The 15,224-nt window shown below is 69.1% G+C and carries 14 protein-coding genes; 8 read left to right on the top strand and 6 right to left on the bottom strand.

The genetic code is table 11. The features are described from left to right. Window positions 1-168: 168 nt before the first annotated feature. The 5 genes from GF068_RS31580 to GF068_RS31560 all read left to right on the top strand — a co-directional run bounded on the left by GF068_RS31580 (window position 169) and on the right by GF068_RS31560 (window position 5,584). A complete protein-coding gene (locus tag GF068_RS31580) occupies window positions 169-864 on the top strand; it encodes a TIGR00266 family protein (protein ID WP_153823228.1) in 696 nt (231 codons plus the stop codon). A gap of 34 nt (window positions 865-898) precedes the next feature. Continuing rightward, window positions 899-1,567 (top strand): TIGR00266 family protein, encoded by a 669-nt coding sequence (locus GF068_RS31575; RefSeq protein ID WP_153823227.1) that lies wholly within the window; start codon window positions 899-901, stop codon window positions 1,565-1,567. A 13-nt stretch (window positions 1,568-1,580) separates the two neighbouring features. Next, complete coding sequence (locus tag GF068_RS31570; RefSeq protein ID WP_338046645.1) at window positions 1,581-2,267, top strand: TIGR00266 family protein; 687 nt, start codon at window positions 1,581-1,583, stop codon at window positions 2,265-2,267. A 154-nt stretch (window positions 2,268-2,421) separates the two neighbouring features. After that, window positions 2,422-3,939, top strand: coding sequence for an FHA domain-containing protein (locus GF068_RS31565; protein ID WP_153823226.1), 1,518 nt, complete (start codon window positions 2,422-2,424; stop codon window positions 3,937-3,939). A gap of 10 nt (window positions 3,940-3,949) precedes the next feature. Next, on the top strand, window positions 3,950-5,584 hold the full coding sequence (locus GF068_RS31560; RefSeq protein ID WP_153823225.1) for an SGNH/GDSL hydrolase family protein: 1,635 nt from the start codon (window positions 3,950-3,952) through the stop codon (window positions 5,582-5,584). On the opposite strand, the gene GF068_RS31555 is transcribed toward GF068_RS31560, so the two are convergent. The 6 genes from GF068_RS31555 to GF068_RS31530 all read right to left on the bottom strand — a co-directional run bounded on the left by GF068_RS31555 (window position 5,581) and on the right by GF068_RS31530 (window position 10,257). Further along, window positions 5,581-6,096 carry an ATP-binding protein gene (locus tag GF068_RS31555; protein WP_153823224.1) on the bottom strand — a complete coding sequence of 172 codons (516 nt, stop codon included), beginning with the start codon at window positions 6,094-6,096 and terminating at the stop codon, window positions 5,581-5,583. The genes GF068_RS31560 and GF068_RS31555 overlap by 4 nt on opposite strands. Next, a complete protein-coding gene (locus tag GF068_RS31550; RefSeq protein ID WP_153823223.1) occupies window positions 6,096-6,665 on the bottom strand; it encodes a SpoIIE family protein phosphatase in 570 nt (189 codons plus the stop codon). Before GF068_RS31550 ends, GF068_RS31555 begins: the two co-directional genes overlap by 1 nt. A gap of 3 nt (window positions 6,666-6,668) precedes the next feature. Then, a complete protein-coding gene (locus GF068_RS31545) occupies window positions 6,669-7,355 on the bottom strand; it encodes an anti-sigma regulatory factor (protein WP_153823222.1) in 687 nt (228 codons plus the stop codon). Between the two features lie 43 nt (window positions 7,356-7,398). Then, on the bottom strand, window positions 7,399-7,821 hold the full coding sequence (locus GF068_RS31540) for an STAS domain-containing protein (protein ID WP_170319789.1): 423 nt from the start codon (window positions 7,819-7,821) through the stop codon (window positions 7,399-7,401). Continuing rightward, window positions 7,818-8,765: an STAS domain-containing protein gene (locus GF068_RS31535; protein WP_153823220.1), complete on the bottom strand. Its 948-nt coding sequence runs from the start codon at window positions 8,763-8,765 to the stop codon at window positions 7,818-7,820. The genes GF068_RS31540 and GF068_RS31535 overlap by 4 nt, the downstream gene beginning before the upstream one ends. Window positions 8,766-9,129: 364 nt before the next feature. Continuing rightward, a complete protein-coding gene (locus tag GF068_RS31530) occupies window positions 9,130-10,257 on the bottom strand; it encodes an esterase/lipase family protein (protein ID WP_240807668.1) in 1,128 nt (375 codons plus the stop codon). 156 nt (window positions 10,258-10,413) lie between these two features. Between GF068_RS31530 and GF068_RS31525 the strand changes: the two genes are divergently transcribed. From GF068_RS31525 to GF068_RS31515, 3 genes are all read left to right on the top strand, one after another. Beyond that, window positions 10,414-11,181 (top strand): hypothetical protein, encoded by a 768-nt coding sequence (locus GF068_RS31525; RefSeq protein WP_153823219.1) that lies wholly within the window; start codon window positions 10,414-10,416, stop codon window positions 11,179-11,181. 20 nt (window positions 11,182-11,201) lie between these two features. Further along, window positions 11,202-11,672: a hypothetical protein gene (locus GF068_RS31520; protein WP_153823218.1), complete on the top strand. Its 471-nt coding sequence runs from the start codon at window positions 11,202-11,204 to the stop codon at window positions 11,670-11,672. Window positions 11,673-11,802: 130 nt separating this feature from the next. Continuing rightward, window positions 11,803-15,210: a DUF4215 domain-containing protein gene (locus tag GF068_RS31515; protein ID WP_170319788.1), complete on the top strand. Its 3,408-nt coding sequence runs from the start codon at window positions 11,803-11,805 to the stop codon at window positions 15,208-15,210. Window positions 15,211-15,224 lie beyond the last annotated feature (14 nt).

Here is a 15,224-nt window from a genome sequence, read left to right as displayed (position 1 = left end):
GCTGTGCCCGAATCCCGTACTGGACGCACTTTGCTTACTTCCCGCTTCCGCTCCCGACATGTCTCCGTTATACCCTGCCCGCCTCTCGGCCGCCCGTGGGGGGAGCGCGTCGATACGCACGCCGTCCCGGCCGAAAGGCCTCCTCCCGAACGAAGGGGAAGGATTCGGATGCAACACATCGTCAAGTACGAGCCGACGTTCTCGATGCTCCAGGTGAGCCTCGCGCCAGGCGAGACCATCATCGCGGAGGCAGGGTCCATGGTCGCCCGCTCGAGCAGCCTCACGATGGAGGTCAAGCTCAACGCGGGAAAAAACGCCGGATTTTTCGGCAAAATGAAGGCGTTCTTCATCGCGATCATCCGCAAGATCGTTGGTGGTGAAACGTTCTTCGTGAACCACTTCTCCAGCCCGCAAGGCGGCTGGGTGTGGCTCGCGCCTTCGCTCTCGGGCGGCATCAAGCCGATCCAGCTCGCGGGCAACTCCATGATCTTCAGCGCGGGCGCGTTCCTCGCGAGCTCGGGCGACATCGACCTCAAGATGCGCTGGGGTGGCCTCCGCGCGCTGCTCGCGAAGGAGGGCGCCTTCTTCGTCGAGGCCTCCGGCAACGGGCAGATCTTCGTCACGAGCTACGGCGCGATCGACGAGATCCAGTGCAACGGCAGCTACATCGTCGACAACGGCCACATCGTGGGCTTCGACTCGTCGCTCGACTTCAAGATCCGGAGCGGCGGCGGCGGCCTCCTCGGCTTCATGGCCTCGGGCGAGGGCATCGTTTGCGAGTTCCAGGGCCAGGGCAAGATCCTCATCCAGTCGCGCAACACGAGCTCTCTCGTCGACTGGCTCACGCCGATGCTGCCGCCCTGAGGCGGGGGGCTTCCGGAGATAAGGACGAACAGCGATGCAAGTGAACCTTCTTTACCGCCCGTCCCAAGCGCTCGCGCAGTGCTGGTTGCAGAACGGCGAGTCCGTGGTCGCCGAGAGCGGGGCGATGGTCGGCATGTCGACCAACGTCCAGATGCAGACGCAGTCTGGCGGCCTGATGAAGGGCCTGAAGCGGCTCTTCGGCGGCGAGTCGTTCTTCCGCAACACCTTCACCGCGCAGGGTGGTCAGGGCGAGGTCCTCTTCGCCACGCCGCTCTGCGGGGACATGGCGGTGCTCGAGGCTGGCCACAAGCAGTGGTGCATCCAGAACAGCGCCTACGTGGCCTCGAGCCCCTCGGTCGACGTGAAGACGAAGACCGGCGGCTTCAAGGGCATGTTCTCCGGCGCGGGGCTCTTCCTGCTCGAGACGTCGGGGATGGGGCAGGTCGTCATCGGCACGTTCGGCGCGCTCGAGCAGGTGCAGGTCGACGGCAGCATGGTGATCGACACCGGCCACCTCGCGGCGTGGGAGTCCACGCTCCAGTACAAGGTCGGCAAGAGCGGATCCGGCTGGATCGCCTCGTTCCTCTCGGGCGAGGGCCTCGTTTGCCACTTCGAGGGGCAGGGCACGGTGTACCTGCAGTCCCGCAACGCCGCCGAGTACGGCTCGACGATCGGCGCTCTCTTGCCACCGCGCCAGCAGTGAAGAGGTCCTAACCGTGCGACACGAGATCCGTCACAACCCCGACTTCGGCCTGGTCCAGGTCTTCTTCGACCAACCCGGCGAGCAGATCATCACCGAGAGCGGCGCGATGGTCGCGCGCGACACGGGCATCGAGATGAAGACGAGCTTGCAGGGCGGCATCGGCGGCGCCTTGAAGCGCAAGCTCCTCGGCGGCGAGAGCCTCTTCCAGAACACGTTCACGGCGACGGCGCCGGGGCAGAGCATGTGGTTCGCGCCCGCGCCCGAGGGCGCGATCGTGTGCATCACGATGCAGCCTGGGATGGAGCTCTTCCTGCAGTCCGGCGCTTACCTCGCCTCCACGCCCGGCGTCACGCTCGACACGAAGTGGCAGGGCGCGAAGGGCTTCTTCTCGGGCGGCCTCTTCCTCATCCGCGCGTACGGCCAGGGCTACCTCTGGTTCAACTGCTACGGCGGCGCGCACACGCTCGACATCGGCCAGCAGTACCACGGCTACATCTGCGACAACACGCACATGGTCGCGTTCACGCAGGGCCTCCAGTACAACATCAGCAAGGTCGGCGGGCTGAAGAGCCTCTTCCTCGGCGGCGAGGGCCTCGTGTGCAACTTCCAGGGTCAGGGCCGCCTCTGGCTGCAGACCCGCAACCCGAGCTCGCTCGCGTCGTTCCTGCACCCGTTCCGCTCGGTCAAAGCGAAATCTTGACCGTGCGCGCGACGAGGCCCGAAGACACACCGGTCTCGTCGCGCACCTCGCATCGGAGCCCCTCGCCCCCGTACACAAACGAGCATTGCGTTCGGCGGGGATCCATCGGTAAAGTACCTCTATCCGTCGAGCCACGCCTCGCGGCAACCCGTCTATGTGGAAGCTAACGATCGAGGACGACGAGGGGAAACAGACCGTACTCCCTCTCGCCCACGACGAGTACGGGCTCGGACGCGGCGAAGGTAACTCGATTCGCCTGACCGACCGCAACGTCTCGCGTAAACACGCGCAGCTCAAGCGGAGCGGCCAGGGATGGTCGATCTCCGACGCATCGAGCTACAACGGCACCTTCGTCAACGGCGTCCGTGTCGTCGGGGAACAGGCGATCAACGGCGGCGACGTCATCCAGCTCGGTGACTACCGGATCGAGCTGGTCGACGAGTCGAAGGTGGTGCCTGCACAGGACCCGAACGCGCAACAAGGCGCGCTCGCGCAGGTGCCGGTCCATCAGCGGCCGAACCGGCTCGTGGTGGTCGTCGGGCCGAACCCAGGCGCCGAGTATCCGCTCGATCGCGAGCACTTCACGATCGGTCGCGCCGAAGAGGCGACGATCTCGATCAACCACAGCTCCGTCAGCCGCCTGCACGCCGAGCTCATCGCGCTCGGCAACGGCCGCTACGAGATCATCGACAAGGGCAGCGCGAACGGCATCCGCATCAACGGCGTGGAGCTCAAGCGCGGCATCCTCGAGGCCGGTGACGCGCTCGAGCTCGGCGACGTGCGGCTGCGCTTCGTCGGCGCGGGCAAGATCTTCCGCGCGGGCATGGGCCTCGGCGTCGACGGCCAGGCCATGCGGCCGATGGGCTCGTTCGACAACGTCGCGACGAGCGTGGGCACGCCCGTGGCCCCGCCGCGCGGCCCGAGCCTCGGAAAGCTCATCGGCATCGGCGCGGTCGTCGGCCTCGTCGTGATCGGCGTGATCTTCGGGATGACCCGCACGACCACGACCGCCACGACGAACACGGTCGAGGAACCGGAGATGAGCGCCTTCGAGGCGCAGGTCCTGAAGGAAGCCACGGAGCTCGTCGAAGCGAAGGACTTCGATCGCGCGCACACGAAGCTCCAGGCGATCAACGACAACTCCCCCGTCCGCGAGAGCCAGCCCTTCAAGGACATCGAGTCCAAGTGGGCCGACTGGATGTTCAGCAAGGCCGATCAGCTCCAGGACGTCGCCGAGAAGAAGCGCATCCTGCAGCAGATCGCCTCGACGCCGAGCGTGAGCGCAGACCAGCGCAAGAAGGCCGCCGACCAGCTCCATGCCCTCGCCGGGCCCGAGCCGACGACGCCCCCGCCGCAGCAAGGCGGAGGCTCGTACGTCCCGCCAAACCCGGGCGGCGGGAACGCCGGCAGCACGAGCACGAACGCGGGCGGCACGAACGGCGGCGCCACCGCGCCGGTGAAGACCGCGGAGCCGACGTCGACGCCCACGGCGCCTCCTCCGCCCGGACAGTTCGACGAGAACGCGATCCGCAAGGGCCTCGAGCCGAGGGTCTGGTCCGGCAAGGCGAGCGAAGCGGACATCAAGATGCTCATCGCGATCTGCCGGCACCAGCGCGACACCGCCTGCAAAGACCGCGCGATCGCGATGCTCAAGCAAAAGCAGGGCGGCTGAGCGCGCGCCGATGTCCGGTCGTCGTCGGCGTCGCGCGCCCGCCTCCCCGCGCCCGCGAGCAAAGCTCTCTCCCCCGAAAAACGAAGCGCCCGAGGCCGCGCCGCAGGCCGCGGAAGCTCCGCGCATCTCGCCTTCGCCCGCAGAGGCGACGGCACGGCCCGCGGACGCTGTCGACGAAGCGGAGACGCCCAGGATCAACGGGCTGCACTCGCAGGCCGCGATCGCGCTGATGACGCTCGTCGCGCTCGTCGCGGCGCCTTACGCCATCCCGTCGCTCGCGCGCCTGCGCTTGCTCACGCCGCTGCCCGAGGGAGAGGGCCTCGTCGCGGTGTCGCCCGCGCCGCAGCCCGCAGCCTCCGTCGGCGAGACGGCGCTCGCCATGGAGACGACGGAGCAGGCCGAGCTCCGCCTGCCCGAGGAGGTCGCGCTCCCGCCCGCGGCAGCCGAGATCGTGCCCGCGGCGAGCACCACCGAGACGGGCAAACCCCCGCGATCGATCGAGGATCCCACGGGCCACGCGCTCGACGCGTTTTACGCGCGCCTCGCCGCCGTCGAACGCAAGGAGCCCAAGTCGATCGCGCGTGTCACCTACTTCGGCGACTCGATCGTGGCGAGCGACTTCGTCACGGCGACCTTGCGCCGCAAGCTCCAGCGCCGCTTCGGCGACGCGGGCCATGGCTTCATGCTCATGGCGAACGCCTGGCCTGGCTACTTCCACAACGACGTCGTGCGCTTCGCGGCCCCGGGCTGGCAGGTGAGCCGCGTCGTCGGCCCCTTCGCGAAGGACGGCTTCTACGGGCTCGGCGGCGTCTCGTTCCGCGCGCAAGGCAAGGGCGCCTTCTCGCGCTTCTCGACGACGAAGACGGGCACCTTCGGCCGCGCCGTCTCGCGCTTCGCCGTGACGTACCTCGAGCATGAAGGCGGCGGTCCGATGACCATCAGCATCGACGGCGCGCCCCGCGATTCGATCGACACACGCGGGGATGTCTCCGCGGCGCGGCAGCGCGTCTACGAGGTCCCCGACGGCCCGCACGAGCTCGAGGTGCGCGCCGAGGGGCCGGGCGTGCGCGCGTTCGGCGTGGTCATGGAGCGCGACGTGCCCGGCGCCGTGCTCGACGCGATCGGCATCCAGGGCTGCCGCATCCGCTTCCTCGACAAGAGCGACGACGCGCATTTCGCCGAGCAGCTCGCGATGCGTGATCCTGCGCTCACCGTCTTCCAGTACGGCATGAACGAGAGCGAGGACGGCGAGCTCTTCCCGCTCGATCAGTACGAGTCCACGATGAAGGCGGTGCTCGTGCAGGTGCGCGCGGCGTTGCCCGAGAGCTCGTGCCTGCTCGTCGGGCCGATGGATCGCGCGGACAAGAAGGGCTCGGGCTACACGAGCCGCCCCGTCGTGCCGAAGCTCGCGGCGATCCAGCGCAAGGTCGCGGCGGAGGTCGGCTGCGGGTACTGGGACACGCTGAGCGCGATGGGAGGCCTCGGCTCGATGGGCGTGTGGGTGCAGCGTGGCCTCGGCGGGGCCGACCTCGCGCACCCTTCGAGCGCCGGCGCCGAGGTGCTCGGCGGCTGGATCTACCTCGCGTTGATGGAGGGCTACGAGGCCTTCCTCGCGCGGGGCGCCGGGCGCGAGGCGCCGCGTTAGCCGTTGCGCACGCTGCCCGGCCCCGAGGCCGAGTACGCGCCGGATCCTCCGCGCGGCAGATCGAGCCACTTGATGCAGACGACCCGCAAGCCACGGCCGGGCACGTTCTCCATCTCGACGTGGCTCATCATGCGCGCCACGGCGCCGAGCCCGACGCCGAGCCCTTGCCCGCTGCGCCTCTGCGTGCCCGGCTCGAGCCTTTTCCCCTCGGAGAAGCCGTCCTGGAACACGCGCTCCGGGTCCTCGATGCCGGGGCCCGCGTCCTCGACGACGATGCGGATGCCGGGGCGCGGCTCGTACACGGTCGAGAGCTTGAAGGTGCCCCGGCCGGCGAACTTGGCGACGTTCGAGACGAGCTCGGCGATGACGATCGCGACCTCGCCCTGGGCCTTGGCGTCGAAGCCGATCACGGCGGCGTAACGTCGTCCCTCCGCGGCGCACCAGAACCGGTCGTGCTCGTTGCCGATGTCGAACGAGAGCGGCTCGGGCACGGGCGGGGGCAGCTTCGACATCAGCGGTCCAGGTAACGCACGACCACGCACGTCGCGTCGTCGTAGGATTTCCGGAAGCCCTCGAGGACCGAGCGTGCGATCGCCGTGGCGCTCTGGTGCTTGACCTGATCGATGTCGAAGCTGCCGGAGATGCCGTCCGTGTAGAGCGCGAACATGTCGCCGTGCGCGAGGCCGTAGCGGAAGATCCGCACGTGGCGGATGCCGCGTCCGAGCACGCCGCGCGCGGGCAGGGGCTGGATCTTTTCCTTGCTCCACGAACGAAGCGCGACGTTGCCCACGCCGGCGACGTCGAGGGTCGCCGCCTCTGCGTCGACGCGGGCGAGCATCACGGCGGCGCCGCGCGTGCTGGCCACGGCCCTGTCGGCGCCGCGAAGGAGCATCTCGAGCGGCTCGTCGGCGTGCTCCTCGACGAACCTGCAGAGCGTCGAGGCGGCGAGGGCCGCGTGGGGGCCGTGGCCGAGTCCGTCGGCGACGACGATGAGCGTGCGGGGCTTGCGCTCCAGAACGAGGTGCGCGTCGCCGCAGACGGTTTCCCCATCTGCGGGGCGCTCTGCCGTGCCTACGTCCACGGGCTACTCGGCGTACTTTCGGATGCGGACGGTGGTGCCGAGGCCTGGGTGCGTGTCGAGTTCGAACTCGTCGACGAGCCGCTTGGTGCCGCGCAGGCCCGCGCCCATGCCCCACTTCGAGCGGTAGGCGCCGCTCAGGATCAGCGCCGGATCGGAGATGCCGGGCCCTTGATCACGGGCCACGACCTCGATGCCGCGCCTCTTGCCTTCGATCCGCCGGATCCGGATCTCGCCCGTCCCTGCGTACTGGAAGATGTTGCGCGCGAGCTCGGAGACCGCGGTCGCGACCTTCGTCTGGACGACCTCGGAGAAGCCGAGCTGCTTGGCCATGTCCTTGCCGAGCGTGCGTGCACGAACGACGTCGTGCTCGGCGCGGATGGGGACGCTGATGCCATCGGGGCGCGACTCGGCCTGCGGCGGCTGCGGCTCCGAATAGTGGTGGACGGACGGAGCGTTCTCCACGGCCACGAGCGCGAGCAGGCTCTTGCAGTTCTGGAGCTTCTCCGGCTCCTGCAAGAAGATGTTCAGGCCCGGACCGAGCTGCTGGACGAGCTGCGGGATCTCGGAGCGCGACAGCACCTCGAGCCTCACGCTCGCTCGTCTCGCGGCGGAGGTGAGAAGCGAGCGGCTCGTCGGCTCCGAGAGGTACCGCCGCAAGATGGCGAGGATTTCCCCCGCAATCTCGTTCATCGATCGCGCCTCCTCCTCCGCCCCGTCGTCCGGAAGACGTGGGTCACGCCTCGCCCTCCCACTCGTCCCCTTCGCCGGCGAGGTCGTTCGGCAGCCCCTCGGGCTGGAGTGAGTCGAGCAGCGCGAGCGCGCGATCGAGGTTCAGCGCGGTGCGCACGCCGGGCAGCTCCATGCCCATCTCGACGAGCGTCATCGCCACGGCCGGCCGGAGCCCGCAGACCACGGTCTCCACGCCCATGAGCCGCGCCATGACCGCGAGGTCACGCAGGCTGCGCGTGATGTAGCTGTCGAGCACGTCGACACCGGAGACGTCCACGACGAGCCCGCGCGCGTCTCCACGCTCGCAAGCGGCCGCGACGTCCTGCTGCAGCCGATCCACCACGGTGTCCGAAAGCGCGGTCTGGATCGATACGATCAGCTTTCCAGACAGGCGTACGATCGGGATCCGCTGCGTTTCCATCATCATGACCATCGGGCCCTCCTGGCCTCGCCCTCGCTCACCGTGTTTTGCCCGGTATCTTCGGCATCGAGCCAACGCAGACAGTAGCGAAGCCCGTGCTTCAAATTTCGCAGTGTTTCGAGCTGGCCGAAGTTGACGTCGAGATCGACCAGCGTTTGCGCGACCGCGGGCCGGATACCGGTCAGCACGCAACGCGCGCCGATCAGCCCGACGGCCTTGACCAGCTTCATGAAGTGATCGGCGGTCGAGGTGTCGATGACCTCGACCCCCGTCAGATCGATGATGACGAAGCGCGACTGGCTGCGCACGATCTCGTCGAGCAGCCGCTCCATCATCTCCGCGCTCCGCCGCGAGTCGACCACGCCGATCACGGGCAACGCGAGCACGTCCTCCCAGAGCGTCAGGATCGGCGTCGAGAGCTCCTGCACGGCCATGCGCAGCCGCGCGATGAGCTCGGACTTCTCCGACTCGCTCGCGACGAGCTCCTTGTTCCGCAGCTCGACCTCTTCCTCGAAGCTCTTGCGCGCCTCGCTGTTGATGAACACCGAGACCGCGCCCTTCTGCTCGCCGGAGGTGTCACGCAGCGGCGCGGCGTGCGCCTCGATCCACGCGCCGTCGGGCCGGTTGTTGGTCCGGAGGAAGAGCTCCGCCGTACGCACGACCTCCCCTCGGAGCGCGCGCACGAGCGGCAGCCCCTCCACCGGATGAGGCGTGACCTTGTCGGGAAGGAAAAAACCGTACGCCGAGGCCCAGTCTTCGACGGGCGCCTCCCCCGGCGCCCCGCCGATGCGGCTCGCCTCGGCGTTGCTATAGACGAGCTTGCCCGTCGTATCCGTGGCGTAGACCGCCGCCGGGAGCTGATCGAGGATCGCGCGCAAGGTCTCGTTCTCCGCGCGCAGGGCGGCTTCGGAGCGCTCACGCTCCTCGAGCTTCTGCCGAAGGGCCGACATTTCGGCCTTCAGCCGCTCGATCTCCGAACCTTGATGACCCTCTTCCAAACTCGCCTCCGACGGTGCCGACGAAGCACGCGCAGACGCTCAGGATATACACGAACCGCAATCGGAAGACGACTGCTGCCGGCAACGGTCCACGAAAAGCATCCACGCCGCGGCGCGCTCGTGTAGGAGACCGCACCCGAACACAAGTTCGCCCCAAAGAAGCGAAGAATGCGGGAAATCCGCGGGGGCTCGTGGCCACGAAGCGTCAACCCTTCGCCGCTTCGTCCCCGTCGTTCTTCGAACGCGGCGCATATCGACGGCGCCGGCCGCTGGAAAACTGCTACCTTGTTCGGATCGTGCTCCGCGCGTTGCGCGCTCAGAATCCGCGCTTGCGTAGCTCGGCCACGACGTCGGCGTAGAAGACCTTGTACTTCCAGCCGTTGCCGAGGCCGGCCGAGTCTCCGAAGAGCTGGCCCACCTCGTCGAGGTGATCGACGGGCAAGCAGCCCCAGAACTCGCCGCGCTTCGAATCGACGACGCGCACGAGGCCGTCGTTCGGGTACGGATCGCCAAACCCGCCGTCGAGGACCGTCTCGAAAAGCGAGAGCAGCGGATCCACCGTGTCGACCTTGCCTTGCCACTCGGCGATGAACGGGAGCGAGACGTCGGCGTCGCAGGGATCGCCGCCGATGTGCAGGTCCGTGCGCCCGGCGATCGATGCATAAAACACGCCCGGCTCGTCCGGATGCGCCTTGTTGAAGGCCGCGATCCCGGGCTGGCTGAAGAGCTCGAGGGGCTTCCACACGTCGGTCTGCTCGCCGAACTCGTCGTAGAGCGGCGCGCCGATGAGCTCGAGCAGGTCGCTCACCACGTCCTGCGCCGAAGGCTCGTTCACGAGCTCGAGCGCGATGTCCGCGATGCGTGATCCGCCGTGCGGCGTCGCCACCGTGACCACGCTGGCCACGAGGTCGGGCCGCAGGTTCGCCGCGACGCGCGCGTCGAGCCCGCCCTGCGAGTGGCCGATGATGTTTACCTTCTCGTGCCCGGTGATGGCGAGGATCTGCTCGATGTGCTCGACGAGCTGCGCGCCGCGGAAATCCGACGAGTTGAACGGATCGACCGCCGGCGTGAACACGAGCATCTCGCCCTGCGACGCGAGGTGATCTTTGACCTCGAAGAAGTAGGTCAGAAACCCCGCCCCGGCGAAATCTTCGAACCCGAAGAACCCGTGCGAGAGCACGATCGGATAAGGCGGGCCGAGCTTCACCACGACGCCGCCGGATCCGCCCTCGCCGCTCGACGCCGTCGACGACGACGCGGTCGACGCGCCTCCCTCGCCGCCGACGCCGACGCCCGTGAGCACGCCGCCGTTTCCGCCGCCGCCGCCCGGCGAGCCGCTCGACGTGGTCTCTCCGGCCGAACCACACGCAGCGGCGAGGCCCATCAAAACGAGCGAGCACCCTGGCCACACGTGCGCGGCGAACGTCCGGTCGAGCAAGCGCATTTCCATCCCTCCAAAGCGTGAGAAGGCACGTGAAGCGTCGAACGAGGCCCGCGTCGCGTCAAGAATGCACGGCCCTGGAAACACGGCTTCCCACCCGCCGGGACGATCCGAGTTCGGTCCCCGACGCGCCGGACGTTCGGATAACTTCGGGAGCGTATGAACGTGGCCTCTCACGATCCCTCTCGACGATCCGTCCTCGTCGCCGCCGCGATCACGATCGCGCTCTCCGGCTGCGGCGGCTCCGCGGAGCCGCCGAAGGACGCGGCGCAAGAGACGAGACCTCCGCCCAAAGTCGACATCGGTGATGGCCTCGAGGAGCCGAAGGAGGAGCCCGTCGTGTTCCCCACGGCGTGCTCGAACGAAGGCGAGGGCATCTGCGTGCCGCCGAAGGTGTTCGTGGAGAAGCTCTGCGCCGCGGGGAAGCCCGAGCTCTCGCTCGCCATGTTCGCGAAGGGGACGCCGTGGGTGCGCGGCTATCTGGCCCGCGCGACCGAGGCGTGGGACGCCTCCGGCGGGCCGTCGTCGAGCAACAAGCTCGAGTTCGACGAGGAGGTGCTCATCCTCGTGAAGCGAACGCCGAACACCGGCGGCATGGTCGTGAGCGGCGCGACCGGCAGCTACGACGTGCTGCGCTGGAACGGGAGCTGCGCCTCGCTGCAGGCCGAGGAGCTCCGGATGCGCGTGCCCCCCGAGCCGCTGCACGCCGCGATCCCGTGGCGCAAGCTCGACGACGACGTGCAGCAAGCGCTCTTGAAAGACGAGAAGATCGCGACGCGCGCCGCCGAGCAAAAGAAGGAGTGCAAGGGCGTGTCGCGGGGCCAGACGAACACGAAGTGCGAGAAGGCGCAGAAGGCGCTGGGGAAGGCGATCGTCGCGTTCGTGCGGCGCGGAGGCGCGTTGCCACCTCCGCAGGCGCTTCCGTGAGGGGAGAAGAGGAGGTCTTCATGCAAACGAGGCTCGAGAGACTGTTGTGGATCGCGGCGATGGCGCTCTTCGCCGCCGCGGCGCCGGGCTGCCGTCAGGACGACGATCCGGCCGGCGCAGACGAGCTCTGGACGCGGATCCAGGACGCGAAGTACCGCGCGTGGGAGCGCGCGCCCGGCTACGAGAGCCGCAAGGCGTCGAGCGCGCCGCACGGCGACCAGGTGGAGATTTTCGTGAACGACGTGGTCGCGGGCGCGCTCGACGGGCCGGCCATCACGGCGTGGCCGGAGGGCTCGATCGTCGTGAAGGACGGCTTCGACGACGACGGGAGCCCGCACATCGTGGCCGCGATGGAGAAGCGCGGCGGCGCATGGTTCTACGCGGAGTGGGATCCCGACGGTGAGTCGCTCTACTCGGGGGCGCCGTCGATCTGCACCGACTGCCACGCGGCAGGGGCCGACATGATCCGCGCGTTCGGCTTCCCCAAGTAACGCGCATCCCCGTCACGCTCTCGGTACACCCTCCCGTCACCTCCCGCGTCACGAATTTGTTCGCGCGTGTAGCGGTTTGTCCGATAGTGGGCTGCCGGGCGTACCGGCCACAGGTGCAAGGGTTTGTCTGATGAAACGAACGCGCTGGATGTCGATGGTGACGCTCGCGGCGACGGCCTTTCTCGTCGCGTGCGAAGAAGAAAATCCCAGGCCCCCGGGCACGACCACGAGCAGCAGCAGCAGCAGCGGCGGCGGCGGCGGGGCCGGTGGAGCCGGCGGTGAAGGTGGCTCCGGAGGCACAGGCGGCATCGGCGGCGCAGGCGGCGCGGGCGGGATCGGTGGCTCGGGTGGCGCAGGGGGCTCGGGCGGGATCGGCGGCGCGGGCGGCGCGGGTGGTGAAGGTGGAGCCGGCGGCGCAGGTGGCATCGGCGGCGCAGGAGGTTCCGGCGGCGCGGGAGGAGCCGGCGGCGCAGGCGGAGCGGGAGGAGCAGGCGGCGCAGGCGGCGCAGGCGGCGCGGGCGGCGGCGCCGGCGTGCTCTGCGGAGATGGCGCGATCGAAGGCGCAGAGGTCTGCGACGACGGCAACGTCGCGGCGGGCGACGGGTGCGACGAGCAGTGCGACGTCGAAGCCGGATGGGGCTGCGACGGCGCGCCGAGCGCGTGCAGCGCGCTCTGCGGCGACGGACTCGTGGTGGGCGCAGAGGCCTGCGACGACGGCAACACGGCGGCGAACGACGGCTGCAGCGACGCGTGTGGCGTCGAGCCTGGATGGCTCTGTGACGGCGCGCCGAGCGCCTGCCTGACGATGTGCGGCGACGGCATCCTCGCCGGCGCCGAGGCCTGCGACGACACCAACATGGCCCCGAACGACGGCTGCGACAGCACGTGCGCCGTCGAGATCGGGTGGGCCTGCAGCGGCGCGCCGAGCGCCTGCTTGCCGACGTGCGGCGACGGCATCCTCGCCGGCGCCGAGGCCTGCGACGACGCGAACGACGCGCCGAACGACGGCTGCGAAGCCTGCGCCGTCATGAGCGGCTGGAGCTGCAGCGGCGCGCCGAGCGCGTGCGTGACGAGCTGCGGCGACGGCATCCCCGCGGGGACCGAGGGCTGCGACGACGCGAACGACACGCCGAACGACGGCTGCAACGCGTGCGCCGTCGAGCCCGGCTGGGCCTGCGGCGAGGCGCCGAGCGTATGCGACGGCCTCTGCGGCGACGGGCAGATGATCGGCACGGAGAGCTGCGACGACGGCAACACGACGGGGAACGACGGCTGCGGCGTGACCTGCGCGATCGAGACCGGCTGGAGCTGCAGCGGCGCGCCGAGCGCGTGCATGACGACCTGCGGCGACGGCATCGCCGCGGGCGCCGAGGAGTGCGACGACGGCGGCAATCCGGCGACCGACGACGGCTGCTTGCCCAACTGCCAGGCGGCGTCCGGCGACACCTGCGCCGAGCCGCTCACGGTGCAAAACGCGCTCGTCACCGGCAACGGCTACCGATGGAACATCGCCGAAGGCAGCGTCACGGCGATCAACGGCGCGTTCGCCTGCGACCCGAACGGCAGCGGCCCCGACGTCGTCATCAAATACGAGAAGACGTCTCCGGATCTCGCGAACGGCGGCAAGCTCCTGCGCGTCGAGGCGCGCACGCCGAACACCACGGCGAGCTCGCTGCTCAACGTGGAGATCATGAGCGGCACCTGCGACCCCACGCTGGCCGTGTCGGAGAAATGCCTCTGGTACAAGCAGACGTGGGGCGCGAACGTCGACGTCCCGGCCGGCACGTACTTCGTCTGGATCGCGAGGAACGCGACCGGCACGCCCTTCCCGCCCGTCCTGGCGACGATCGAGGAGATCGATCCCGGGATGGCCGAGGGCGAGGGCTGCTTCGCGCCGTACACGACGTCGAGCTGGAACTACACGCCCCCCGTGCAGCCCGACGACGGTCACACGTGGACGCTGCCGGACTCGATCAACTCGTTCGACATGGCCGCGACGTGGGGCGAGCCCGGCTCGATCTCCTGCGACAACCACACGACCTACGGCGACATCCACGGCGTGGACGCGGTCATCGAGTACGACAAGGCCTCGCCCACGAGCATCCTCCAGGTCGAGGTGCAGAACCTCGACCCGTCCCCCGCGCAGAGCGCGCTCAACGTCGAGGTCCTGAACGCGTGTGATCCCGAGTCGCCGGCGAAAATCTCGTACAACTGCCGCGCCAACGCCGACACGCACGACCTCACGCTCCCCGCGCCGCAGGGCCCGCTCTACGTCTGGGTGAGCACCGAGGCCACGAGCCAGGAGTTCAAGGGCGCGAGCGTGAAGATCCGCGAGATCAACCCCGGCCCCGGCGAGAGCTGGGGGACCGCGGAGCCGATCCCGGCAGGCTCGGTCCCGCTGAGCCCGACGTCCATGAGGCGGCTCGACGCGCCGAGCTGCTTCCCCGACGGGGTGAACGTGCACTGGTACGTGTACACCGTGCAGAACGGCGCCGTGGCCGTGCAAGCGGCGCCCGCGGGCACGCTCGCGCTCTTCGACGAGGGCAACCAGCCGCTCTTCTGCGGCACGGCCAGCGCGGCCCCGGGCCTCGGCGGCGTGTTCGCGCCGGGCACGAAGCTCTACGCCGCGGTCCCGATCGGCGGGACGATCACGTCCCTCGCGATCACCGACGTCGCCTACACCGGCGTGAGCACGCTCGTGCCCCTCGGCGTCACGTTCCCCACGACGGCCTCGTCGATGTACGGCATGGCCGTGAGCGGCACGGAGATCTTCCTCGGCAACGGGAGCAAGGTCTTCCAGTTCCCGATCACGGGCGGCGCGCAAGCCATCGAGCGAGGCACAGCCGACGGCATCACGACCACGCACCTCGGCTACGACCTCACGTTCGCGAGCAACCAGCTCTTCAGCGTCGACAGCACCGCGACGACGAACGTGAGCCGCATCTTCCGCATCCTGAACGGCACGACGTGGGGCCCGACGGCCTGGGATCTGACGCCGTCCTACCCCGCGAGCTCTTCCTCGTACACGATCACGTTCGACGGGACGAACCTCGTCACGGCCACGCGGAACGTCTCGGGCAAGGTCGACTTCTACACGTTCGCGCCGACGGCGCCCGGCGTGCCGGTGCACCTCGGCACGAACACGAGCGTGGACTACGTGGTGGGCTTCGCGGCCGACGCGCAGTTCTTCTACGTCGTCGGGCAAGAGACGGGCACGTCGAACGAAGGCCTCTACCGCATCCCGCGCGCGGCGATCACGACCACGGCGATGAAGATCGCCACGCTCGACGCGAGCACGATCCGCAACGCCCTGGCGCTCGACGACCTCGTGGCCCCGCAACACCTGTACGTGCGCGAGTACGGTGGAGACATCCACGCGATCGTGGACCCCGCGGGGCCGGCGCCCGTGCAGGTCGCCAACATCGCGACGCTCGGCGACACGTCGGACTACGGGATGACGTTCGACCGAGTGACGAAGACGCTCTACCTCGTGGAGACGGAGACGGTCACGACGGGCGCGGTCTGGAAGCTCCAGTGAACCGCGCCCTCGCC

Source organism: Polyangium spumosum (assembly GCF_009649845.1).
Lineage (GTDB): Bacteria > Myxococcota_A > Polyangia > Polyangiales > Polyangiaceae > Polyangium > Polyangium spumosum.
The sequence above is the reverse complement of the archived record's forward strand: the minus strand, read 5'-3'. Positions and strand labels throughout refer to the sequence as shown.